Consider the following 24,314-nt stretch of genomic DNA (forward strand, 5'->3'; position numbering starts at 1 on the left):
TCAGTGATATCGGCCGGTTCCGGCCTGTCCGTCTGATGCGGAATTCAAGGTTCCAGGCATGCCACTTCGTCGCGCGTCGGAATCGAGGTCTGCGCGCCGTGGCGCGTCACGCTGATCGCGGCGGCGCGCTGGCCGAAGCCGATCGCGTCGTCCATCGCCGCGCCGCCCGCGCGAGCGGCCGCGAACCCGCCGACGAAGGTGTCGCCGGCCGCGGTCGTATCGACGGCGACCACCGACATCGCCCGCAGGCGGCCGTTGCCTGCACCGCCGCGCCAGCACACGCCGCGCGCGCCGAGCGTGACCAGCACGTTGCCCACGCCCTTCGCGCGCAGCGCATCGGCGGCGCGCACGGCGGACGCATCGTCGCCGACGGCGATGCCGGTCAGCGACTCGGCTTCGGTTTCGTTGACGACGAGGTAGTCGACCCGTGCGAGCAGCGCGTCGAACAGCCGCTGCGCGGGCGCGGGATTGAGCAGCACCGGCGTGCGGTGTGCCGACGCGCAGGCAATGGCGCGCGCCACGGTGGCGACCGGCACTTCGAGCTGGCTCACGAGCATCGCCGCCCCGGCGATCGTTTCGCGCGCCGCATCGATCCGGCCGGCATCGAGGCGCGCATTCGCGCCGGGCACGACGACGATGCTGTTCGCGCCGCCTTCGTCGACCGTGATCGTGGCCACCCCGGTCGCGGTGCCGGCGATCCGGTCGAGGTGCGTCACGTCGATGCCCTCTGCCGACAGCGCGTCGTGCAGGCGCGCGCCGAACGCGTCGTCGCCGACGCAGCCGATCATCGCGACCGACGCGCCCAGGCGCGCAGCCGCGACCGCCTGGTTCGCGCCCTTGCCGCCATGGACGGTCTGGAAATCGGTGCCGAGCAGCGTCTCGCCCGGCACCGGCAGGCGCGGCGCACGTGTGACGAGGTCGATGTTGACGCTGCCGACGACGGCGATGCGCGGGGAAGGGGTGTCTCTCATTTCCGAATGTAACCGCTTACATTTGCGACGGACAAAAAGGCCGGAATGGCCGTCGTCGATGAAAATTTCACGATATGGATAGAATATGCGTCTGACATAATACGGAAGCACGTCAAGATAGCGCTTACATTCTCACAGGGTCGAGCGAGAATGCAAGCGGCGCCACCACGAACCGAGGGTAAACAATGACGCATTTGACAACGCACCGCGCCGGCACCGCCGCCACGCCGGGAGCCGGCCGATGAGCTCGCCTCCGTCCCGCGCCGTCACGCCCCGCGCGCGCCGCGGCAGCGGCCGCTCGGTGCTTGGCGATGTCGCGAAGCTGGCCGGCGTGTCGACCGCGACCGTTTCGCGCGTGTACAACGATCCCGGCAAGGTGTCGGCCGACGTGCAGCAGCGCGTGCGCGACGCGGCGCGCGCGCTGAACTGGATTCCGAATGCGGCGGGTCGCGCGCTCGCGTCCACGCGCACCCACATCACGGGCGCGATCATTCCGACGCTCGACGACCAGGTGTTCGCCTCGCAGGTCGCGGGCATGCAGACGGTCATGGCCGAGCATGGCATCACGCTGTTCCTCGGCTGCTCGAACTACGATCCCGCGCAGGCGCTGGACCAGGTGCGCGCGATGCTGTCGCGCGGCGTGGAAGCCGTGTCGCTCGTCGGCGAAGCGTATCCGCCGGAATTGTTCGAACTGCTTGCGATGCACCGCGTGCCGTACGTCGTCACTTATGCGTATCGCGACGACAGTCCGCACTGCTGCATCGGCTTCGACAACCGCGCGGCGTTCGCGCAGCTCACCACCCACCTGCTCGACCTCGGCCACCGCGATTTCGCGATCATCATGCAGCCGTCCGCCGACAACGACCGTGTGCAGGCGCGCCTGCGCGGCATTCACGACACGCTGGCCGCGCGCGGGCTCGCGGTGCGGCCCGTCCATCAGCACGAAGGCGCGGCCACGATCGCGTTCGGGCGGGCGAGCCTGCGCGCGATCGCCGACAGCGACGCGGCCACGCGGCCGACGGCCGTGATCTGCGGCAACGACGCGCTCGCGCTGGGCGCGTTGCTCGAGGCGCAGGCGCTCGGCATCGACGTGCCCGCGCAATTGTCGATCACCGGCTTCGACGACATCGCGCTCGCGCGCGAGATCCAGCCGCCGCTGACGACGATGTGGGTCGACACCCACGCGATCGGGCGCCAGGCCGCGCAGGCGTTGCTCGACGCGCTCGAGAACGGCGCAACGGGGCCGGGGCACGCGGTGCTGCCGGAGTTGCGCATGCGGGAATCGGCTGCGCCGCCGGCGCAGGTTCGGGCAGGACGTAAAAAATAAATACGCGCCGGGCAGCTTCGGCTGCCCGTCCCGCCCGTCACTGCATCACGTCGACCGGCAGCGTCTTGTCGAGATTGTCATGCCACGCCTGGATGGTCTTCGGCACGTTTTTCTTCCACGCCGGCACGTTCGTGTAATAGCGCATCCGGACGTTGTTCTTCGCGTCGAACACGAGCAGGCCGATCCACAGGTCGTTACCACGGCGCATCACGATCGCGGCATTCGTCGTCGCGATGCCGCGCACCCAGTACGACGCCACATGCGCGTTCAGCCCGTCGAGATCCTTCTCGTCGGCGCTGTAATTGACGTTGTCGACGAGCGTCTGGTAGTCGGCGCCGAGCAGCTTGTGCGCGGCCGCGTTCTGCGTCGCGTCGTCGACGACCTTGAGGCTCAGCAGGTCGGCCGCCGGTTTTGCCTGGAACTGCGAAGCGGTCACATACTGGCCGCCATAGACAACACCCGAGCCCGCACCGCAATCGACATCCGCGCCGTGTTGCGTGACGCCGATGCGCCCGCCCTTCCGTTCGAAATCGAGCCGGCATTTGTCGTTGCGGTACGTGCCACTGTCGCCGTGCAGCACGAGGTCGCCATCGAGCCCGCCCGTATTCGCGCCGTTGTTGCCGCTCAGCTCGAAATGCAGGCGCGGCGCCGTGCCGGTGAACGTCAGCACGCCGCCGAACGACGGGTTGTCGCTCGTCATGTACCACGTCTGCTGCCAGCGGTCGGCGGCCAGCGGCTTGCCGTTCAGGCTCGCGAGCCGTTCGCGGTAGCGATCGCCGAGGCACTGCGCGTCGCCGCCGCACCGGTCGCGCTGCTTGAGCCACTTCAGCTGCGCGGCTTTCAGCGCGGCCATATCGCCGCCTTTTGCGAGCGCCTGCTTCCACGCCGTCGCCAGGTCGCCGTCGAGCTTCGACAGCGCGGCATCCGCGCAGATTGTCTTCTCGGTGGACGAAGCAGCCCTCGCGCAGTCGAAGCCGGCGGCATGCGCGGCAAGCGGCAGCAGGGTCAGCAACGCGGCGGCCGCGACGGATCGCAGGTGCGTGTGCCGCACGGCACGGGCGGAAATCGCGGCTTGCCCGCGCGCATTCTTTTGATTGTGGAGGGTCATCGGCTTGGCTCGTCGCAGGATCGCGCGCCTGTAGAAGCTACCTGCACGCGGCATTCGAGGTAAAAACGTCCGGCCCGGCATGCAGCGCATGCCGTTGCTCGCCGAAGCCTAACCCGAATGCGCGGCGCCGATCAATCGATCGGTCGATGTCAGCGCAACCGTTCCCGTGGCCGCGCCGCATTGCACGATGCCGTCGCGCAATGCAGCTTCCACTGCGGCATCGATGAACCCGATGAACACCATTACGCCATCTTCTTCGTGCGCCGCCAGCCCTTCGTCTTCCATCGACGAAAACCGGATGCGTCGCGCGGCGACCTGGCACACGCGCGTGGCGACCGTGCCCTGCGCATCGACCACGCGCACGATGCCCTTCGCGCGCAGGATCGTGCGCGGCAACGCCTTCAGCCACGCACGCAGCCGCGCCTTGTCGAGCACATCCGGCGCGGCAACGGTAACGCTCGCGAACGCCGGCATCGCGTCATGTCGGATCGCCCGGTGCGCACGCGCGAAACCCGCCGGCATCGCGCCACGATCGGGCACGGCCGCGTCGAACAGCAGCGCGAGCGGAATCTCGCCATGGCGCGCGGCGACGACGATGTCGGTCGGCGCACACGCGCGCACATCGTCGAGTACCGCGTCGCGCCGTTCCGGCGCAACGCAGTCGAGCTTGGTCACGACGATCGCGCCCGCACCGTCGAGCTGGCGCTGCGCCATCGCGCCGACGAGCGGATCGGCGAGCGTGTCGCGCCACGCGAGCGCATCGGCGACGACGAGCACCGACGTCAGCCGGAACGCACCGTTCAGCAGCCCGATCTGCGCGATCTTCGCGGGATCGGCCACGCCGCTCGCTTCGACGAGCAGCAGGTCGGGCCGCACGTCGCGCGTCGCGACGCGCGTCAGCGCATCGACGAGCGCGCCGCCGATCGTGCAGCAGATGCAACCGTTGTCGAGTTCGATCACGTCGTCGCCGCGCGCCCGCACGAGGCGCGCATCAATGTTCACCGCACCGAAATCGTTGACGAGCACTGCGATGCGCCGGCCATGCGGCGCCTGCAGGATCGCGTTGACGACCGTCGTCTTGCCCGCGCCGAGATAGCCGCCGATCACCGCGAGGTCGATCGGTGCGGGCGCAGCCGCAACGGGCACGACGGCGTCGCCTGGCGCACTCATCGCGGCGACCGGAACACGCGCCCGCCGAGCACGGTGCCCCACACGGCGAGCGCCTTCAGGCGTGCGGGCGCACAGACCGAGGGATCATCGTCGAGCACCGCGAAATCCGCGAACTTGCCGATCTCGATGCTGCCGACGAGATGATCCATCCGCAACGTATAGGCCGCGCCGAGCGTGATCGCATGCAGCGCGTCGTCGACTGAAATCCGCTCGCCTTCACCGAGCACGCGCCCGGACGCCGTCTCGCGCTGCACCGCGCACCATGCGGTGAACAGCGGATTGAGCGGCGTGATCGGCGCATCCGAATGCAAGGCGAACGGAATGCCGAGCCGCTGCGCGGAGCCGGCCGCATCCATCCGGTTCGCGCGATCGGGGCCGATGGTCTGGCCGTAATGCGCGTCTCCCCAGTAGTACAGATGATTCGCGAAGAAGTTCACGCACATCCCGAGCGCGCGAACGCGCTTCAACTGCGCGGCATCGGCCATCTGGCAATGCTGCAGCGTATGACGATGATCGGGACGCGGATGGCGCGCGAGCAGCGTCGCCATCGCGTCGAGCACGATGTCGGTCGCTTCGTCGCCGTTGGTATGCACGTGCAGTTGCAGCCCCGCGCGATGAAACGGCTCGAACACGTCGACGAGCTGGGCGGGCGGAATCAGCCATAACCCGTTCGGCTGGCCGCCCGCGTAACCGGGCCAACGCACGCGCGCGGTGAAGCCCTGGATCGAGCCGTCGACGATGAACTTCACCGGCCCGAAATGCAGCTTGTCGGTATTGCGCTCGATCTCCGCCAGCACGCTGTCGGCCGAGCGCGCCGGATTGCGCTGCGGCGCGAACGCCGGCACGATCCGCACCGGATAATCGGGATCGGCGGTGACCTCGCGCAACGTGCGGTTGCCGTCGGCCGACAGGTCGTTGACGAGATCGGTGGCCGTCGTCACGCCCGCAAGCTGCGCGACGCGCCCGAAATTCCAGACGGCGTGCGGCTTCTCGCTGGCGGAAATCGCGAGCTTGCCGCCGATCGTCTGATACACCGGCAGCATCGCCGCGAACTCCTGCAGCTCGCCGGTCGGACGGCCGTCAGCATCGCGCGTCACGCCGTCGATGTCGGTGTCCTCGTCGATGCCCGCGCGCGCGAGCATCGCGCCGTTCACGTTCATCAGGTGCACGCTCGCATGCAGGATCGCGATCGGCCGCTGCGCCGATACGCGGTCGAGTTCGTGCGCGGTCAGCCGCGCGGTGCCGAAGAAGATCGGATCGAAGCCCCACGCGAGCAGCGGCCCGTCGTCGGTCATCGCGCGCTCGGCTTCCGCGAGCCGTGCGAGCACCGCGTCGAGCGAGCGCAGCCCCGGCCACAGCGTGCCGTCGGGGCCGCGCCGGTCGTAGTAGCCGACGTACACGGCGTCCCACATCGCGCCTTCCATCAGGTGGCAATGCCCTTCGACGAGCCCCGGCATCAGCACCTTGTCGCGCAGCGTGTCGTCGGTCGTGCACGCGCCGAACCGCGCGTGCCACGTGGCCGCGTCGGCGGCGTCACCGACCGCGAGGATGCGGCCGTCACGCACGGCGACGTGCGTGGCCGACGGCTGCGCCGGATTCATCGTCAGGATGCGGCGCGCGGTGAACACCGTCACGGCTGCGGCCGGGGTTGCGGATGCTGGCATGTGTCACTGCTCTCCTTGCGGCGAACCGCCGATGGGTCAGGAAACGGCGTATTGCTTAACGGGACGGCCATGCAGCATCGCATGCACGGCCGCGACGACGAGCACGTTGACGACGAGGCACACGAGGCCGAGGTTGATGCCGCCGAAGTCGACATGGAGCACGTAGAAGATCATCGCGAGCACCTGGCCGCAGATCATCCCGGCCCCGACCGCGACCGGCCGCACGCGGCGCCCCGCGAGCAGGATCAGCACGCCCGGCAGGAACTGGGTGACGCCGTAGTACGTGGTGTTGATCAGCGTGAGCATCAGGTTCGGCGTGAGCATCGTGGTCGCGATCGACAGCAGCAGGTAGCCGACGATCACGTATTTCGCCGCACGCTTCTGGCGCGATTCGGGCAGGTTCGGCATCAGGTTGCGCGTGACGATCGGCCCGATCGCGAGGCAGATGCCGGCCAGCACGAGCAGCCCCGACAGCGCAGCGCCGGCCGCGACGAGGCCGATCAGCCAGCCGGGCAGCAGGTGCGTGACGGCGGCGAAGAACGCGTCGTTCGGCGACGCGAGCGTCAGGTTCGCGGTGATCGCGTAGTACGACGCGATCACGAGGAACGGATACATCAGCATGTACAGCGGCATCACGACCTGCGTGCGCCGGATCGCGTCCGGCCCGCGCGCGGTGAAGAAATTCTGCGCGGCGAACGGCATCAGGTAGAAGCCGAGCGACTGGAACAGCATCGTGCTCATCGAGAAGCGCAGCTGCGATCCGCTCATCGTGTTGCTGACCTGCCGGCTCGCAGCGTCGAACACCGGATGCACGCCGCCCACCTGCCATGCGACGGCCACGCCCGTCACGACGATCGCGAGCAGCATCAGGATGTCCTTCAGGATCGCGATATACGCCGACGCGCGCACGCCGGAGATCGCGATATAAGTGAACGCGAGCGCCGCGCATACGAGGATCAGGTACAGCGGCTCGACGTGCCAGCCGAGCCCCTTGAGCGCCGCGACGAGCCCGGTGAACTGCAGCTGCCCCCACGGGATCAGGAACAGGATCGATGCGCACGCAACGACCAGCTCGAGCCCGCGGCTACGGTAGTGGCCCTTGAACAAGTCGGGCAGCGTGATCGCGTTGTGACGCTTGCCGGCCTCCCAGATCTTCGGGCCGACGAAATAGCCGATCGGGTAGGCGAGCAGGATGTAGCCGAGGAACCACACGCCGTAGGTCGGCCCTTTCGCGTAGATGCCGCCGGGGAAGCCGACCATCGTGCCGATGCTGTAGATCTCGCCGGCGGTCAGGAAGAACACGAGCGCCGTGCCGAACTGGCGCGACGCGACGAAGAAGTCATGCACGCTCTGCTTGCCGCGGCCGCGGCCGGATCGGATGGCGAGATAGAGCGACAGCGCGATCAGCGCGGCGAAGACGACCGTGGACATGCGCACCTCTGCGAAGGAAAGGAATGCGTAGGGTTCACCGGAAAGCGCGGGCGGCCGGCGCTCCGCAAGAAGCGGATGCGTGCGCTAGGCGGCGCCGCTCGCGCGGCGGTCGAACAGCATCCAGCACGCGAACAGGCAGCCGGACGTCAGCACGAACCACGCGAAGATCCACATGAAGATGAACGGCACGCCCAGCACGTAGCGGTCCTGCGCGGCTGCCCACGGCAGCACGCCGATCACGCCGAGATACGGAATACCGATGCCGATCAGATACCTGAGCATGCGTGTCTCCTCGAAAGCGGGTTCGTACGGAAGGGGCGTACGCGGAGGCGGCGGATGTCGCCCGCGCGGCATCCGGCGTCGAATCCAGTATTCGAAGACAAAAAGGCGCGGGATAGTGCCAGACGCGGGCAATCGCTTGGGCCAGTGGTCCATTGCCCGACGCGGCCCGGTGTTGCCCGGTCAACGCGGCAACGATCGAAGCGACAACCCGACGCCGCTCCGTCGCGGCCAGCGCCCACCGGTCATGACCGAGGCCGGCGTCAACCGCCAAACGGCATCAACTCGTAACTCGTGCTCCGGCCGCCGGACGACGAGCGGCGCAGCACGCCATGCTCGACGAGTTCGGTGATGTCCCGCAGCGCGGTGTCTTGCGAGCACTTCGCCAGCGCCGCCCACTTGGTGGACGTCAGCTTCCCCTCGAAGCCGTCGAGCAGCCGATTCATCACCTTCACCTGGCGTTCGTTCATCGCGAAGCCCGCGCAGCGCTGCCAGAAACGCGCCTTGACCAGCACCGCGTCGAGCGTCGTGTGCGCGTGATCGATGGCGCGGCCGAGCGCGGTCAGGAACCACGCGAGCCATTCGGTGACGTCGAGCGAGCCGCGCTGCGTCCGCTCCAGCACGTCGTAATACGCGTTGCGCTCGCGCTGGATTTGCGCCGACAGGCTGTAGAAGCGTTGCGGACTGCGGTCGGCGCGCGCGAGGACCAGATCCCCGAGCGCACGCGCGATCCGGCCGTTGCCGTCGTCGAACGGATGGAGCGTGACGAACCAAAGATGGGCGAGGCCGGCGCGGATCAGCAACGGCTCGACCGGCGCGGCATTGAGCCACGCGAGAAAGCGCGCGATCTCGCCGGCGAGGCGCGCGGCGGGCGGCGCCTCGAAATGCACGCGCTGCCGGCCGATCGGGCCGGACACGACCTGCATCGGCCCGGTGGCATCGGTGCGCCAGCCGCCGACCGTGATCCGCGACATCCCCGAATAGCCGGTCGGAAACAGCGCCGCATGCCACCCGAACAGACGGGCGTCCGTGACCGGTGCCGCCGCGTGGGCGGTCGCGTCCAGCACCATGTCGACCACGCCCTCGACGTGACGATCGACCGGCGCCAGTGCGCCGATGTCGACCCCGAGCCGGCGCGCGATCGACGACCGGACTGACGCCACGTTCAGGCTTTCGCCCTCGATCGCGCTGGTCTTGACGACGTCCTCCGTCAACGCGGCGAGGCTGGCCTCGTCGCGCAGCGCCAGGCCGACATCCGCCAGCCGCCCGGCCAGCATGCCTTGCGCACGGCTGACGTCGGCGAGTGGCGTCGCCAGTGCAGGGAGGTCGAAGCGCCACGCGGGCCAGTCGGCCGACTCCCAGATGTAGGTGTAATCTCCGCTCATGATGCGGAGATTATCCCACCGATTCGCCGCAGAGCGCCACATTCTCCGCAAATCATGCGGAGAATAGCACCCCCATTCCCCGCAAACCGGCCCGCTACCGCGCCCGCCCCGCCCCGCCCTTCGCGGCCGGCGCCGCGTCGCCGAGCCGTTCCGCGAGAAACCCGATGAACGTGCGCAGCGTGACGAACCCTTCCCGATGCTGCGGAAACACCGCATTGAGCGTGATCGGCGACGGCGCATACGCGTCGAGCACCGGCACCAGCGCGCCGCTGTCGAGCGCCCCGCCGACGATGAAATCCGGCAGCAGCGCGATGCCGAGCCCTGCGATCGCCGCGTCGCGCACCACCTCGCCGTTGTTCGCGACCAGCGGCCCCTGCACGTCGAACGTACGCGCCGCGCCGTCGACGCGGAATTCCCAGCCGATGCGCCGCTCGCGCCCGTACAGCACGCACGTATGGCCGGCGAGATCGGCCGGCGTCTGCGGCGTGCCCTGCCGCTTCAGGTAGGCGGGGCTCGCGCACGCGATCATCCGCCATGCGCCGAGCGGGCGCGCGATCAGCGTCGAATCCTCGAGCGAGCCAATCCGCAGCACGAGATCGAAGCCCTCGCCGATCAGGTCGACGCGCCGGTCGGTCAGGTCGAGGTTCAGCCGCACGGCCGGGTGCGCGGACAGGAATTCAGCGATCAGCGGCGACACGTGCGTGATCCCGAACGACAGCGGCGCGCTGATTTTCAGCGACCCGTGCAACTCGGTGCTGCGCACCGACATCGCCTGCTCGGCGTCGGCGATCTCCGCGAGGATCCGCTGCGCGCGCGCATAGAACTCCTGCCCCGATTCGGTCACCGCGAGGTTGCGCGTGTTCCGGTGCAGCAGCCGCACGCCGAGCGACGCCTCCAGCGCCATCGTGCGCCGGCTGACGAATTGCTTGGACAGCATCAGCTGGTCGGCCGCCGCCGTGAAGCTGCCCGCATCGACCGTCGCGACGAAGATCCTGAGATCGTTGATTTCCATATTGTCCACTCCATAGCGACAGTCATTATCGCTACAGCCATTTATTTGTCAAATCGATTGACCTAAGATTCATCTCAACGAACGGCCGGGCCCACTTCCGAGGTCCGGCGTCTTGAGGAACAAAAATCATGATCGAAATCCGTGCAGCAAACCAACGTGGCCGTGCGGAGCATGGCTGGCTCAGCTCCCGTCATACGTTTTCGTTCGCGAACTACTACGATCCGAAGCAAGTCGGCTTCTCCGACCTGCTGGTGATCAACGACGACCGCGTCGCCCCGGGCCGCGGCTTCGGCACGCACCCGCACCGCGACATGGAAATCCTGTCGTACGTGCTCGACGGCGCGCTGGAGCACAAGGACTCGATGGGCACCGGTTCGGTGATCGTGCCGGGCGACGTGCAGCTGATGAGCGCGGGCACCGGCGTGCGCCACAGCGAGTTCAACCACTCGCCGGAACTGCCGGTCCACTTCCTGCAGATCTGGGTCGGGCCGGCCGAAAAGGGTGCCGAGCCGCGTTATCAGCAGACGAACGTCACGACCGACGACAAGCGCGGCAAGCTCGCGCTCGTCGTCTCGCCGAACGGCGACGCCGGTTCGCTGAAGATCCGGCAGGACACGCGGATCTACGCCGGCTTGTTCGACGGCGATGAACGCGCGACGCTGGAACTGGCGCCGAACCGCTTTGCCTACGTGCACGTGGCACGCGGCAGCGTGACGGTCAACGGCGTGACGCTCGGCGAAGGCGACGGCGTGCGCATCCGCGACGAACAGGCGCTGACGTTCGCCGACGGGAAGGATGCCGAAGTGCTGGTGTTCGACCTGCGTCCGGTCGAAGTAACGGCCGAGTGGGCATGACGCCCGTTCGGGAAACCGGGCCCCGCTGAACGCGGGGCCCTTTTAATCGGAGATTCGCAACATGGCCAAGGTACTCGTTCTTTACTACTCGTCCTACGGGCACGTCGAAACGATGGCGCAGCACATCGCGGAAGGCGCGAAATCGGTGGCCGGCGTCGAGGTCACGCTCAAGCGCGTGCCGGAAACGATTCCCGTCGACCAGGCCCGCGCGATCGGCGTGAAGGTCGACCAGGCCGCGCCGGTCGCGACGGTGGACGAACTCGCCGACTACGATGCGATCATCTTCGGCACGCCGACCCGCTTCGGCAACATGGCCGGCCAGATGCGCACGTTCCTCGACCAGACCGGCGGCCTGTGGATGAAGGGTGCGCTCGTCGGCAAGATCGGCAGCGTGTTCGCGTCGACCGGCACGCAGCACGGCGGTCAGGAAACGACGATCACGTCGTTCCACACCACGCTGCTGCACCACGGGATGGTGATCGTGGGTGTGCCGTACGCCTGCAGCGGCCTCGTCAACATGAACGAAATCACCGGCGGCACGCCGTATGGCGCGACCACGCTCGCGGGCGCGGACGGCAGCCGCCAGCCGAGCGCGAACGAGCTCGACATCGCGCGCTACCAGGGCAAGCACGTCGCGGAAATCGCGAGCAAGCTCGCGTCGTAACGCGACGGCCCGGCCGTTCGGGCCGCCCCGCACATGCGCGAACGGCGCCGGTCGATCCGGCGCCGTTCGCGCTGTGCCGAGGTTACGGCCGTTACTGGCCCGATGCCGGGGCGGCCGGCGCCGCCTTCGTCGCGGGCGCCTTCTGCGCGGCGTTCTGCGGATAGTTGCTCTGGTCGTTGGTCAACCGGTAGCCGCTGCCCGTGCCGATCGCCTTCAGGTCCGACGCATGCCGCGCCCGGGCGGCCTTGCGGGCCGCCTTCTTCTGCGCCTTGTCGAGCTGCTTCTGCGTCGGCGCGGACGCCGGATCCTGCGCGTATGCCGCCGGCGCGGCGGTCAACAGCAGACCGAACGACGCCGTTACTGCTACTGCCACCGATACCACGCGAGACTGCTTCATGGCCGGATCTCCTTGTCGATTGTTGAAAGTGGGTCGAACACCGGCGCGCACACGACCGCTTGCGACATCGGCGCCGTTGCAACGTTAGCCGATCAGTATTCCGTTGTCCGTGTGCGTTCCTGAATTCTCCTGATAACGGCCACGATACATGCGCACCGCGAGAGCCGCCGTTTCGGCGCCGCGCCGGCGCCATCAGGGAAACCGATAACCCGGCCCGGCCGGCGCTCAGATCCAGCGCGACAGCACCGGCAGCAGGATCGGCACGACGAAGGCGGTCAGCACGCCGTTCAGCCCCATCCCGAGCCCGGCGAACGCGCCGGCCTCTTCGCTGACCTGGAACGCGCGCGCGGTGCCGATCCCGTGCGACGCGACGCCGAGCGCGAAGCCGCGCACGGCCGGTTCGTCGACCCGCAACGCATTGAGGATCCCGCGTGCGCACACCGCCCCGAAAATCCCGGTCGAGATCACGAGCACGGCGGTGAGCGACGGAATCCCGCCGATTTCGGCCGCGACGGCCATCGCGATCGGCGTCGTCGCCGATTTCGGTGCCAGCGACGCGATCGTCTGGTGCGACGCGCCGAACAGCGCCGCGATGCCGACCGCCGACACGATCGCGGTCAGCGAACCCGCGAGCAGGCCGACCAGCAGCGGCACCGCGGCGCGGCGCAGCTTCGACCACTGGCGGTACAGCGGCAGCGCGAGCGCGACGGTCGCGGGGCCGAGCAGGAAGTGGACGAACTGCGCGCCTTCGAAATACGTCGGATACGGCGTGCGGGTGATCGTCAGCAGCACGACGATCAGCGCGACCGCGATCAGCACCGGGTTCGCGAGCGGGTTGAAGCGCGCCCGCGCATAGACGGCCTGCGCGAACAGATAGGCGATCAGCGTGATGGTCAGGCCCAGCAGCGGGGTCGCGGCGAGATAGACCCAGATCGCGCCGAGTGTCGGGAAGGCCGTCATCGCGTGCCCTCCGCCGCGCCGTCCGCGCGCCGCTGGCGCCGCAGCAGCGCACGTGTGACAAGCGCCGTCACCGCGATCCCGAGCGTGGTGCTCACCGCCAGCGCGACGACGACCGCAACCGCATCGCCGCGCACGCGGTCGGCCGACACCATGATGCCGACGCCGGCCGGCACGAACAGCAGCGACAGATGGCGCAGCAGCTCGAGCGCGGTCGGCTCGATCGCGTCGGCCACTTGCGGGCGCAGCATCACGAAGCCGAACAGCAGCAGCATGCCGATCACCGGGCCCGGCACCGGCAGGCCGAACAGGTAGGACACGCCTTCCCCGAGACACTGGAAGGTCAGCAAGACCGCGAATGCCTGCAGCATGAACCGCTTCTCCCGAACGGGGCCGCGCTGCCGGACGGCCGCGCGACCGATGGCCGGCGGGTTGCAGCGCCGGCGTGAACGATACGCGCGATCGTACCAACTTCACGCGCGATCGGACATCGCCGCGTGCGGCTGCGGGAAGACACCACCGGCTGCACGGCGTGCGGCCTCCCGCTGCCATGCCTCATCCCGGCACCGGTTCGGCCGGCATCGCGCTGCCCGGGTCGTGCGCGTTGCCCGATACGCCGGCCACGGGCAGCGTGAGCGTCACGGTCGTGCCCTGCCACGGGGCGCTGCGCACGTGGATCTCGCCGCGGTGCCGGTCCACGACCGCCTTCGCGAACGCCATACCGAGCCCGACACCCTTCGTGCCGGGCTGTCCCGGCAGGCGAAAGCGCCGGTAACGCTCGAACAGGCGCGCCTGATCCTCGGCCGCGATCCCGTAGCCGTTGTCGCGAATCACGCAGCACACCGAAGCACCGTCGTCCGCCAGCTCGACGCTGCACGCGATGCGGGTATGCGCGGCGCTGTATTCGACCGCGTTCCGCAGCAGATTGACCAGCGCACGCGACAGCAGCGCCGGATCGCCATGCACGAGTGCGTCGTCGCACGACGGGACGTCGTCGATCGCGATGTGCTTGTCCCGCGCACGCGGCCAGATTTCGTCGCGTGCCTGATTCATCAGGTCGGCCACGTTGACGAGCTCCGACGCGTACTCGCCCGCCTCCGCCCGCGACACCTGCGCGAAACCGTCCGCCATCGCGAGCGTATGACGCGCCAGCCCGCCGATCTCGTGAAGACGCGCGCGCAGCGCGCAGTCGGGCGGGCAGGCGGCAGGCGCGTCCACGAGCACGATGACCGAGGTGAGCGGCGCACGCATGTCGTGCGAGAACAGCGTCAGCATGTCGTTGCGCTGCCGCTCGAGCAGCGTGCGATGAACGTAGGCGCCGCGCAGCGCGTCCAGTGCGTCGTTCACGTGCGCGATCTCGGGGCTCGTGCCCGGAACCCGGACGATCGGCGATACGTCGCCCTCGCTCAACGCGACGATGCGCCGGCTCAGCGCATCGAGCGGCTTCGACAGCGTCCGCTGCGTGCCGCGCACGAGCAGGAACAGGATCGCGACGCAACACGCCGCCTCGGCGCCGGACAGCATCATCCGCACGCGCGCCGCATCGCGCAGCGCCACCGCGCGCGCCCGCGTGAGGTCGAGCACGTGGTCGCGCAAGTGCGCCGACGCGTCGAGGTCGTGCATGATCCGCGACGCGAAATCCTCGGCGTTCATCGCATAGGCGCCCGTGCGCCCCGCGCGAAGCGTCGCGGCCACGAGCGGCAGGAAGCTGCCGTCCATTGTGTCGTTCAGCCGCGCCAGGTCGTTCGACAGCGTCGCGTCGTCGAGCGCCGGTGCAATCGCGCCGGCGATCAGTGCGCGCAACTGCACGATGCGCCCGCGCATCTGGAGGATGCGCGCCAGCCGATCGTTGTCGAGCGCCTCGTTCCTTACGAGCGGCGCGACGAACAGCGCGCCCAGCCGGCCGGTGTATTCGCGCAAGTCGCCCAGCAGGCGCGCAAGGACCAGCGCGCCGGCCGTGTGCGGATGACGCATTGCCGTCCCCGCCATCACGCCGCCGGTCAGCGCCGCCAGATCGTCGGCGGCCGCGAACATGCGGTCCTGCGCGGCCTGCACCTGCCACGTCGCACGCGCCGCCGCGGGCCGCGCGGCGAGCGCATCGACTTCGCCGCGCGCGCCGACCAGCCCGGCGCGTATCGACGCGAGCGCGTGCAGCGCGGCCCCGCGCTCGGATGCCCCGAGCGCCGCCGCCCGCGTGAGGTCGTCTCGCAGCGCATCGAGCGCCTGATCCGTGTGCGCGCGCGCATCGCGCACGGCCTGCGCTTGCGTGGCCGAATCGTGCCGCCGCAGCGCCAGCAACCGGTTGGCCGGCCAGCGTTCGGCCGCGATCCGGTTCGACGCGATCATCATGCACTCGATCAGCGCGAAATCGCGCAGGTCGAGCATCCCCTGCCGATACTGCCGATAGCTTTCCCACAGATTCGTGCCGCACGCGACTGCCGTCAGCATCACGACGAGCACGAAGCCGGCACGCATTCGCTGCCGGATGGACAGACCGCGGAGGTTCACGATGCCGGCTCGATGCGCACCGGATGCGCGCAGCCTTCTCCATCGGGCGAACGCGCCGCGCCGGCCGACGCGAGGTGCCGACCGGCGTCATGCGCCGCGGACCGCGTGGGTCCTGCCTCGGCCGCCCTCGCCCCGCTAGCTTGCACACCATTCTCCCGATGAATCGCCCGCGGCGCCCCCGGTGCCGCGACTGGACGCGACGGCGACCTGGACGTCGTGCCGTCGCGCATGACGCGTGCCGGGCGCCACGCGCGGCGACGTCCCGACCGCGCCCTTGCCCGCACGCGCCGGCAGCCGGCAGGCGACGCACACGGGATGCCGGCGCAGCGCGTGGCGGTAGGTGATGAACGCCGCGCCGCAATCCCGGCATCGGGCGATGTCGAGCACGCCGGCGTCGACGAAGCGCACCAGCATCCACGCCCGTGTCAGGTCCAGCGGCAATCCGCAACTTGCGGCATCGCCCTGTTCGGCGTACAGCGTGTAGGCCTTGACGAGCGCCTCGAGTCGCGAGCAGCCCGCCTGGTTGCGCAGGAAGCGATAGATGCTGTGGAACAGCGATGCATGAAGGTTCGCGAACCACGTCATGTACCAGTCGATCGACGACGGCAGCAACCCCTTCGGCGCGGCCACGCCGCGCACTTCGCGATACAGGCGCACGAGACGGTCGCGCGGCAATCCGCACTCCACTTCCAGCATCTGCAGCCGCGCGCCGAGCCGGATCAGCGCCGCCGCGTGCATCGTCAGTTGCGCGTCGTCCGCGAGGCCGTGCCGCCCGGCCCGGCCGTTCACGATGTTTCCTCGTCGGGTAGCGCAAGGCCGGCCAGCACCATCGCGGTATGCACGCGCACGAGATCGACCGGCGGCGTCGCGCGGGTCAGTGCCGACAGCACACCGTACCGGCCCGGCCGCAATGCGCAGATCAACTGCCCCGCGGACGCGAGCTCGTTCATGTGCTTCATTGACAGCGCGGCCAGCGCGGCGGCGACATCGGCGGTCACACCCAGGCGAAACATGCCGGTTGCGCGATCCGACTGCAGCAGTCGCTGCGCAAGCCAGAGATACGACATGTTCAGTTCCCACATTGCATCGCTGTCGTTGGCAACCTTCATCGTTCACCTCGATTCATGCGCGATCAGGATCAATGATTCATCGTCAAAATGCGTGCCGATCATCCGGTTATGACGAACCGTTATTTTTTTGTGTTCGACGCGAATAACAGAAATTCACCGCCGCCGAACGACGCACATTGCGTGCGTGCAGCGCGCCGTCAATCAATCCTGAAGCGGCTGCCTGCTACGTCGCTCACATCGCCGCGAAGCCGGCGACGCATCGAATGGCGCGCCCGCATTCACCTGCATTGCGAACTGTCGTGATTGAGTCTCGGCGATATTCCGCTGAATGTAAATGCGACGTTAGACGCAAGACAGATGCAGGACAAAAGCGACTTTAGTATTAAGACTTTCGTCTTGTACAATCCGGTTCGTTCGTATCGGTCCGACTCCGGACTCACTTATTCAAGCATCCTCATGAAAATTCTGATCGTCGACGATCACGCGATCCTGCGGGATGGCGTGGAGATGCTGCTGCGCCAGAGTGACGACGACACGGTCGTCGTCCAGGCGAGCAGCGCCGATGATGCAGTGCGGCTGCTCGACGATCACACCGACCTCGACGCCATCGTGCTCGACCTGAAGCTGCAGGGCATGGACGGCCTCGACGCGCTCGCCGTCTTCGCGACGATGCGCCCGGGGCTGCCGGTCATCGTGCTGTCGTCGTCCGAGGATCCCGGCGCCGTGCGCAGCGCGTTCGCGCAGGGCGCGATGGGTTACGTGCCGAAGTCCGCCAGCCCGCGCACGCTGCTGTCCGCGATCCGGATCGCCCTCAACGGCGAACGCTACGTCCCGCCGCTCGTGCTCGACGACCCCGCGCTGCAGCATCAGGACGGCGCCGCTGCAGCACGCGGTTCGATGCTGACGCAACGACAGATCGAAGTGCTGCGCTATCTCGCGGAAGGCGTACCGAACAAGGTCATCGCCGACAAGCTGGGCCTGTCCGAAAAGACCATCAAGGCGCACATCACCGCGATCTTCAAGGCGCTGAACGTCATCAACCGCACCCAGGCAGCGGCAGCCGGCAGGAAGGCCGGCCTCATCTGATCCGACGCCGGCTTGCGTCGCGACATTGCCATGCCGGCGTGGAACGCCTAAATTTTCCTCATTGTCTCCGCCCGTTCGAGGAGCGTGCGCATGACGCATGTCGACAAGCCGCCCGACGCGCCGGCCGACCATGAAGTCCCGTTCGACCTCGCCGCCGACGTGATCGCGCGCTGGCAGCGCCTCGTCGACCTGATGGCGGAAATCGTCGGCGTGCCGGCGGGGCTGATCATGCGCAACGTCGGCCGCGACATCCAGGTGCTGGTCGCCAGCCGCAACACCGGCAATCCGTTCTATCCGGGCGAATCGGCCGAACTGCACGGCTCGGGGCTTTACTGCGAAGCGGTCATCGCGAGCGGCGATACGCTGGTCGTGCCGGATGCGCGGCAATCCGCGCAGTGGCGCAACAATCCGGACCTGCGCGTCAACATGGTCTCGTATCTCGGCCTGCCGATCCGCTGGCCCGACAACACGCCGTTCGGCACGATCTGCCTGCTCGACTGCAAGGAGAATGCGTATTCGGAGCGCTACATCCGGCTCGTCGAGGAATTCCGCGACCAGATCGAGATGCAGTTGCAACTGATCCGCGCGCAGCGGATCGCCGAACGCGAACGCCAGCGCGCCGCGCAGCTGGCCGAAAACTTCCGCCGGCAAAAGGATCTCGCGACGGAGGCCGTGCACGTCAAGTCGAGCTTTCTCGCGGCCGCGAGCCACGACCTGCGCCAGCCCGTCCACGCGTTGAGCCTGTTCGTCGGCGCGTTGCGTCACGTGCCGATGCCGGCCGACGGCACGCTGCTCGTCGATCGCATCGACCAGTCCGTCAACGCGATGGACGCGCTGTTCACCGCGATCCTCGACATCTCGCGGCTCGATGCGGGCGTCGTACCCGTCCATCGCCGGCCGTTCGCGATCGGCGCGGTGCTGGAGCGCGTGTGCCGCGAAGTCGCCGCCGACGCGCACGGGAAGGGCTTGTCGCTGTCGTACGTGCGCAGCACGGCCGTGGTCGATTCCGACCCGGTGCTGATCGAGCGCATCGCACGCAACCTGCTGTCGAATGCGGTGCGCTATACCGACACCGGACGCATCGTCGTCGGCTGCCGGCGCACACGCCAGCACGTTCGCCTGCAATTCCTCGACACCGGGCGCGGCATTCCGGCCGACCAGCAGGCGCGCGTATTCGACGACTACTACCAGTTGCGCCGGCGCGGCGACAAGCCCGAACGGGGCGTCGGCCTCGGGCTGGCGATCGTGCGGCGCCTCGCGGGGCTGCTCGACTGTCCGCTGACGCTGCGCTCCGAACCCGGGCGGGGCTCGTGCTTCGAACTGCAGCTGGTGCGGCTGGACACGGCCGTGCAGCCGGGCGCCGCCGCCGACGAGATCGCCGTCGACGAGGCGGCGGCCGCCGCGCACCTCGTGGTCGTGATCGACGACGAAAGCGCAATCCGCGCCGGCATGTCGATGCTGCTCGAGCGCTGGGGCTACCAGGTCGTCACGGCCGCGTCGGTCGATGACGCGATCGCGTGCCTGGCATCGTACGAGGTGCGGCCGACCCTGCTGATCTGCGACCTGCACCTGCACGGCGACCAGAACGGCATCGCGGCGATCGCGCGCATTCGCGACGAGTACAACGCGGCGATTCCCGCGATGCTGATCACGGGCGACACGACCGCGCGACGGCCCGGCCGGCTGAAGCATGGCGGGTTCGTGCTGCTGCACAAGCCGGTGCCGAGCGACAAGCTGCGCGCGGCGATGGCGCGCCTGCTGCATGCGCAGGCGCCCGGGCAGCAGCGCGGGGCCAACGCCGGATAGTCGCCGGTGCACCGGCGGCATGCAAAAACGGCGGGCATCTGCCCGCCGCCGAGTCTTATCACGCGCACCGCGTCAGGCGCGGCGCGCGTGCGGGCTCGCGCTTACTTCAACCGCGTCGCGATCTCGTTCGCCATCGCCTTCGTCGCGGCCTTCGTCGGCGCATCCGTGGCCAGCGCGTTCAGCAGGCCGAAATCGTGGATGGTGCCGTCGTAGCGCGTGGTCGTCGCATCGACACCCGCTGCGTCGAGCTTGCGGCCGTATGCTTCGCCTTCGTCACGCAGCACGTCGAACTGCGCGACCTGGATCAGCGCGGGCGGCAGGCCCTTCAGCTGCGCGGTGCTCGCGCGCAGCGGCGACGCGTAGATCTCGTTGCGTTGCGCTTCGTTCTTCGTATAGGCGTCCCAGAACCACTTCATCATCGGTCGCGTCAGGAAGTGCCCTTGCTGATACGCGTTGTACGAACCCGTGTTGAAGTTGTGGTCCGTCACCGGCCACATCAGCCCCTGGAAGCGGATCGCGGGGCCGCCCTTGTCCTTCGCCATCAGCGCCACCACGGCCGCCATGTTCCCGCCGACGCTGTTGCCGACCACCGCAAGGCGGCTGCCGTCGACGCCGATCTCCGCGCCGTGCGCGGCCACCCACTTCGTCGCCGCATACGCCTGGTTGATCGCGACCGGGTAATGCGCTTCCGGCGACGGCGTGTAGTTCACGAACACCGCGACGGCGCCCGATTGCACGACGAGGTCGCGCACGAGGCGTTCGTGCGTCGGGAAATCGCCGAGCACCCAGCCGCCACCGTGGATGAACACGAATACCGGCGGCGTGCCCGTCGCGCCCTGCGGGCGGACGATCGTGACCGGCACGGACAAGCCGTCCTGTTCGATCGTGCGGTTCGACACGTCGATGCCCGACAGGTCGACCTTCGTGCCGTTCTGCGCATCGACCAGCACCTGGCGCGCCTTCGCGGGGCTCAGCGTTTCGAGGCCCGGGCCCTTCTGGCCGTTCAGCACGGCGAGGAATGCGCTCGTCGTCGCGTCGGGACCGACGGCGTCGGCGCCGGCGCCCGCGGCGAACGTGGTAGTCGTGACGGACAGTGCAGCGGCAACGGCGGCGGCGATCAGCAGCGGCTTGACGATCTTCATGGTGTAACTCCTTGGCTCAATCCGTGAATGACGATGTGACGGTGAATGTTTCGCAATGCGTACGATCAGACGAGCGTGAGCGTGACGTCGATGTTGCCGCGCGTCGCGTTCGAGTACGGGCAGACGACGTGCGCGCGATCGATCAGCGTCTGCGCGACGTCGCGATCGAGGCCCGGCAGCGAAATCTTCAGTTCGACTTCGATGCCGAAACCGTTCGGGATCGCGCCGATGCCGACGCTGCCTTCGATCGCGGCGTCTGCGGGGATCGCGATCTTGTCGCGCGCGGCGACGAACTTCATCGCGCCGATGAAGCACGCGCTGTAGCCGGCGGCGAACAGTTGCTCGGGGTTCGCGCCTGCGCCGCCCGCGCCGCCGAGCTCGCGCGGCGTGGTCAGCTTCAGGTCGAGGCCGCTTTCGGGCACCGTCGCACGGCCGTCACGGCCGCCGGTGGCTTTTGCATGGGCGCGGTACAGCACTTTTTCGATCGACATGACAGACTCCTTTTTCAATCAGTGAGTGAAACAGCCTTCGAACCGGGGACCGCGTGCCGGCGGCTTCTTCGCCGGCTTCGCATTTGTTTATCTACTCATAGATAGATAAACGCCCCCAAAAAATGCAGAGGCTCGATTCCTCTGCACCAGTTATCTATCTACTACATGATAGATAACGAGATTCAATAAAAAGGCGGTGAACCGCCCTACCGCTCGCGCGCCGCCGGTCAGGGCCGCGCTTTCCAGACGGCCTCGACATCCTCGAGACGCGCCCGCGTATGAAACAACCGACTGGCCAGCACGCTGCCCTGGAACGCCGCGTACAACGTGCGCGCCGCCGTATCGGGCTCGCCGCTGAACTGCAGCGTGCCTTCCTTCGCGCCTTGCGCCAGCAATTCCGCGAGCCAGCGCTCGTTGGCCGTGAAGAACGCCTGCACTGCCTGCCGCACGTTCTCCGGCAACGTTTCGATGTCGGACGCGAGCATTCCGCACAGGCAGATCAGGTTGCCGTCGCCCAGCGTGCGGCCGAACATCTTCGTGTACAGGCTCAGCTTCACGTCGGCCGGCAGCGCCGGATCGATCGCCCGCACGGCCGAGAGGACTTCATCGCTGTAGGCCGCCACCGCTTCCAGCACCAGATCCTCCTTCGACGGGAAGTAGTAGTGGATGCTCGACGTCTTCACGCCCACCAGGTCGGACAGGTCCCGATAGCTGAAGCCGTTGTAACCGCGCTGCATCATCAACGTGATCGCGTGGTCGAGAATCTGTTCGCGGACGGTCGGTTTCGTTTCCATGGATCGAACTTTATCTACTCATAGATAGATAGTCAAGGAGTTTTTCAGGGGCGCGATGACGATGCCTGCGATCCCGATGCGCAAGGACGACGCCGTTCGCCTGGCCGGGCGGCTTACAACCGGCCTGCAGCACGATCGAATCGATGCGACACTTCACGCCGGGCCACGCGAATCGCGGCGCAATGTCCATCGGCTGGACGAATGTGCCGGCACATGACGACCGCATCGCATCCGGCCCCGGCATCATCGGCCCGCTCGCTGCGTCGGGCCGCACAAGGAGAACAAGTCGATGTTTTCGTGGTTTGAACGGCGCCTGCCGACTTTCCCGCTCGAAGATCCCGTCACGCCGCCGCGGGGTTTCTTCTCGTTCGTCTGGGCGTGCACGAAAGGCGCGCGCAGCTGGATCCTGCTGATCGCACTGACGTCGGCCGCGCTGGCCGCGTACGAAGCCGCGCTGTTCGCGATGATGGGCCGCGTGGTCGACTGGCTCGCGTCCTCGACGCCGGCCGATTTCGGCGGCCGGCACTTCGGCACGCTCGCCGGGTTCGCGGCGATCCTCGCCGGCAGCGCGCTGCTGATCGCATTGCATACGATGGTCAAGCACCAGGTGCTCGCGATCAACTTCCCGATGCGGCTGCGCTGGCTGTTTCACCGGCTGATGCTCGACCAGAGCCTGTCGTTCTACGCGAACGAGTTCGCCGGCCGCGTGACGACCAAGATCATGCAGACCGCGCTCGCGGTGCGCGATGCGCTGTTCATGTCGGTCGACGTCGTGATCGGCGTCGCCGCGTACCTGATCGGCATCCTCGCGCTCGCGGCCAGCTTCGACTGGCGGCTGATGATCCCGCTCGCGCTGTGGGCGCTCGGCTACGGCCTCGCGTGCGCGTATTTCGTGCCGCGCCTCGGTGCCGTCGGCAGCCGCCAGGCCGATGCGCGCGCGCTGATGACGGGCCGCATCACCGACGCGTATTCGAACATCACGACCGTGAAGCTGTTCTCGCACACGCGGCGCGAAGCCGACCACGCGCGCCGCGCGATGGAAGCGTTCAAGGCGACCGGCGACGCGCAGATGCGCCTCGTCAGCGCGTTCGAGGTCGTCAACCACCTGCTGTCGACGCTGCTGCTGGTCGGCTCGAGCGGCCTCGCGCTGTACCTGTGGATGCACGGCGAGGCGAGCGCGGGTGTCGTCGCGGCGGTGATCGCGATGGCGCTGCGCCTGTCGAGCTATTCGCACTGGATCATGTGGGAAATGACCGAGCTGTTCGAGAACGTCGGCACGATCCAGGACGGCATCAACACGCTGACGAAGGTGCACAGCGTGGTCGACGCGCCCGACGCGAAGCCACTCACGGTGCAGCGCGGCGAGATCGTGTTCGACAACGTGCAGTTCGCGCACGAGGACAACGATCGCGCGGTGTTCGACGGGCTGAACCTGACGATCCGGCCCGGCGAGCGGATCGGCCTGATCGGCCGCTCGGGCGCCGGCAAGTCGACGCTCGTGAACCTGCTGCTGCGCTTCTACGACGTGGGCGGCGGCGCGATCCGGATCGACGGGCAGGACATCGCGCACGTGACGCAGGACAGCCTGCGCGGCGCGATCGGGATGGTCACGCAGGATACGTCGCTGCTGCACCGGACGATGCGCGAGAACCTGCTGTACGGGCGCCCCGACGCGACCGAGCGCGAGATGCACGATGCAGCCGTGCGCGCGGAAGCGTCCGAGTTCATCGACCGGCTGCGCGATCGCCATGGCCGAAGCGGCTACGACGTCGAGGTCGGCGAGCGCGGCGTAAAGCTGTCGGGCGGCCAGCGGCAGCGCGTCGCGATCGCGCGCGTGATGCTCAAGGACGCACCGATCCTCGTGCTCGACGAGGCGACCAGCGCGCTCGATTCCGAAGTCGAAGTCGCGATCCAGCGCAGCCTCGACGACCTGATGCACGGCAAGACGGTGATCGCGATCGCGCACCGGCTGTCGACCATCGCGGCGATGGACCGGCTGATCGTGCTCGATGAAGGGCGCATCGTCGAGGAAGGCACGCACCAGCAGTTGCTGCAGGCCGGTGGCATTTATGCGGCGCTGTGGGCGCACCAGAGCGGCGGGTTCCTCGGGGAAACGGCGGACGCGGAAGGCGCGGAGCAATAAGCTGCCCATCCGGATGCGCGAGACGCGCGGCCTCGTTACCCAGGCCGCGCGTCAC

23 protein-coding genes are annotated in these 24,314 nt (G+C 68.1%); 6 read left to right on the forward strand and 17 right to left on the reverse strand.

The window, feature by feature from the left end:
- Positions 1-44: 44 nt before the first annotated feature.
- The gene (rbsK, locus tag CFB41_RS33920) at positions 45-971 is read right to left on the reverse strand and encodes a ribokinase (RefSeq protein ID WP_089459632.1); all 927 of its coding nucleotides are present in this window, start codon (positions 969-971) and stop codon (positions 45-47) included.
- 241 nt (positions 972-1,212) lie between these two features.
- On the opposite strand from rbsK, the gene CFB41_RS33925 reads away from it, so the two are divergent.
- Positions 1,213-2,298, forward strand: coding sequence for a LacI family DNA-binding transcriptional regulator (locus CFB41_RS33925; RefSeq protein WP_089459633.1), 1,086 nt, complete (start codon positions 1,213-1,215; stop codon positions 2,296-2,298).
- A gap of 37 nt (positions 2,299-2,335) precedes the next feature.
- Here the strand turns inward: CFB41_RS33925 and CFB41_RS33930 are convergent, their stop codons facing one another.
- The 7 genes from CFB41_RS33930 to CFB41_RS33960 all read right to left on the reverse strand — a co-directional run bounded on the left by CFB41_RS33930 (position 2,336) and on the right by CFB41_RS33960 (position 10,347).
- Positions 2,336-3,406, reverse strand: coding sequence for a lysozyme inhibitor LprI family protein (locus CFB41_RS33930; protein WP_256941346.1), 1,071 nt, complete (start codon positions 3,404-3,406; stop codon positions 2,336-2,338).
- 108 nt (positions 3,407-3,514) lie between these two features.
- Complete coding sequence (locus tag CFB41_RS33935) at positions 3,515-4,576, reverse strand: GTP-binding protein (protein ID WP_089459634.1); 1,062 nt, start codon at positions 4,574-4,576, stop codon at positions 3,515-3,517.
- The gene (locus CFB41_RS33940) at positions 4,573-6,240 is read right to left on the reverse strand and encodes an amidohydrolase (RefSeq protein ID WP_089459635.1); all 1,668 of its coding nucleotides are present in this window, start codon (positions 6,238-6,240) and stop codon (positions 4,573-4,575) included. The genes CFB41_RS33935 and CFB41_RS33940 overlap by 4 nt, the downstream gene beginning before the upstream one ends.
- 36 nt (positions 6,241-6,276) lie before the next feature.
- Positions 6,277-7,671, reverse strand: a complete 1,395-nt coding sequence (locus CFB41_RS33945; RefSeq protein WP_089459636.1) for a sodium:solute symporter — start codon at positions 7,669-7,671, stop codon at positions 6,277-6,279.
- An 84-nt stretch (positions 7,672-7,755) separates the two neighbouring features.
- Positions 7,756-7,953: a DUF3311 domain-containing protein gene (locus CFB41_RS33950; RefSeq protein ID WP_085040323.1), complete on the reverse strand. Its 198-nt coding sequence runs from the start codon at positions 7,951-7,953 to the stop codon at positions 7,756-7,758.
- A 260-nt stretch (positions 7,954-8,213) separates the two neighbouring features.
- Positions 8,214-9,335 carry a Fic family protein gene (locus CFB41_RS33955; RefSeq protein ID WP_218828713.1) on the reverse strand — a complete coding sequence of 374 codons (1,122 nt, stop codon included), beginning with the start codon at positions 9,333-9,335 and terminating at the stop codon, positions 8,214-8,216.
- A gap of 94 nt (positions 9,336-9,429) precedes the next feature.
- Positions 9,430-10,347: a LysR family transcriptional regulator gene (locus tag CFB41_RS33960; protein WP_089444528.1), complete on the reverse strand. Its 918-nt coding sequence runs from the start codon at positions 10,345-10,347 to the stop codon at positions 9,430-9,432.
- Between the two features lie 128 nt (positions 10,348-10,475).
- Between CFB41_RS33960 and CFB41_RS33965 the strand changes: the two genes are divergently transcribed.
- Positions 10,476-11,201 carry a pirin family protein gene (locus tag CFB41_RS33965; protein ID WP_089459637.1) on the forward strand — a complete coding sequence of 242 codons (726 nt, stop codon included), beginning with the start codon at positions 10,476-10,478 and terminating at the stop codon, positions 11,199-11,201.
- Positions 11,202-11,262: 61 nt separating this feature from the next.
- A complete protein-coding gene (wrbA, locus tag CFB41_RS33970; RefSeq protein ID WP_039355294.1) occupies positions 11,263-11,865 on the forward strand; it encodes an NAD(P)H:quinone oxidoreductase in 603 nt (200 codons plus the stop codon).
- Positions 11,866-11,956: 91 nt separating this feature from the next.
- Here the strand turns inward: wrbA and CFB41_RS33975 are convergent, their stop codons facing one another.
- The 6 genes from CFB41_RS33975 to CFB41_RS34000 form a co-directional block, all read right to left on the reverse strand.
- Positions 11,957-12,262, reverse strand: a complete 306-nt coding sequence (locus tag CFB41_RS33975) for a hypothetical protein (RefSeq protein WP_069249854.1) — start codon at positions 12,260-12,262, stop codon at positions 11,957-11,959.
- A gap of 225 nt (positions 12,263-12,487) precedes the next feature.
- The gene (locus tag CFB41_RS33980) at positions 12,488-13,222 is read right to left on the reverse strand and encodes an LrgB family protein (protein WP_089429981.1); all 735 of its coding nucleotides are present in this window, start codon (positions 13,220-13,222) and stop codon (positions 12,488-12,490) included.
- Positions 13,219-13,590 (reverse strand): CidA/LrgA family protein, encoded by a 372-nt coding sequence (locus CFB41_RS33985; RefSeq protein ID WP_089459638.1) that lies wholly within the window; start codon positions 13,588-13,590, stop codon positions 13,219-13,221. Before CFB41_RS33985 ends, CFB41_RS33980 begins: the two co-directional genes overlap by 4 nt.
- 184 nt (positions 13,591-13,774) lie before the next feature.
- Entirely contained in the window at positions 13,775-15,727 is a 1,953-nt protein-coding gene (locus CFB41_RS33990; RefSeq protein WP_256941347.1) for a HAMP domain-containing sensor histidine kinase, read from the reverse strand.
- A 135-nt stretch (positions 15,728-15,862) separates the two neighbouring features.
- Entirely contained in the window at positions 15,863-16,516 is a 654-nt protein-coding gene (locus CFB41_RS33995; protein ID WP_256941348.1) for a FlhC family transcriptional regulator, read from the reverse strand.
- Positions 16,513-16,836: a flagellar transcriptional regulator FlhD gene (locus tag CFB41_RS34000; protein ID WP_039355302.1), complete on the reverse strand. Its 324-nt coding sequence runs from the start codon at positions 16,834-16,836 to the stop codon at positions 16,513-16,515. Before CFB41_RS34000 ends, CFB41_RS33995 begins: the two co-directional genes overlap by 4 nt.
- A gap of 417 nt (positions 16,837-17,253) precedes the next feature.
- Between CFB41_RS34000 and CFB41_RS34005 the strand changes: the two genes are divergently transcribed.
- Both CFB41_RS34005 and CFB41_RS34010 read left to right on the forward strand, forming a co-directional pair.
- Positions 17,254-17,883: a response regulator transcription factor gene (locus CFB41_RS34005; protein ID WP_089459640.1), complete on the forward strand. Its 630-nt coding sequence runs from the start codon at positions 17,254-17,256 to the stop codon at positions 17,881-17,883.
- Between the two features lie 90 nt (positions 17,884-17,973).
- Positions 17,974-19,689: an ATP-binding protein gene (locus CFB41_RS34010; protein ID WP_089459641.1), complete on the forward strand. Its 1,716-nt coding sequence runs from the start codon at positions 17,974-17,976 to the stop codon at positions 19,687-19,689.
- A 101-nt stretch (positions 19,690-19,790) separates the two neighbouring features.
- On the opposite strand, the gene CFB41_RS34015 is transcribed toward CFB41_RS34010, so the two are convergent.
- The 3 genes from CFB41_RS34015 to CFB41_RS34025 all read right to left on the reverse strand — a co-directional run bounded on the left by CFB41_RS34015 (position 19,791) and on the right by CFB41_RS34025 (position 22,116).
- Positions 19,791-20,831, reverse strand: a complete 1,041-nt coding sequence (locus CFB41_RS34015) for an alpha/beta hydrolase (RefSeq protein WP_089459642.1) — start codon at positions 20,829-20,831, stop codon at positions 19,791-19,793.
- 65 nt (positions 20,832-20,896) lie between these two features.
- Positions 20,897-21,322, reverse strand: a complete 426-nt coding sequence (locus CFB41_RS34020; protein WP_046547194.1) for an organic hydroperoxide resistance protein — start codon at positions 21,320-21,322, stop codon at positions 20,897-20,899.
- Positions 21,323-21,549: 227 nt separating this feature from the next.
- Positions 21,550-22,116 (reverse strand): TetR/AcrR family transcriptional regulator, encoded by a 567-nt coding sequence (locus CFB41_RS34025; protein ID WP_089459643.1) that lies wholly within the window; start codon positions 22,114-22,116, stop codon positions 21,550-21,552.
- A gap of 289 nt (positions 22,117-22,405) precedes the next feature.
- On the opposite strand from CFB41_RS34025, the gene CFB41_RS34030 reads away from it, so the two are divergent.
- Entirely contained in the window at positions 22,406-24,259 is a 1,854-nt protein-coding gene (locus CFB41_RS34030; protein WP_089459644.1) for an ABC transporter ATP-binding protein, read from the forward strand.
- Positions 24,260-24,314: the final 55 nt, after the last annotated feature.

The organism is Burkholderia sp. AU33803, assembly GCF_002223095.1.
GTDB lineage: Bacteria > Pseudomonadota > Gammaproteobacteria > Burkholderiales > Burkholderiaceae > Burkholderia.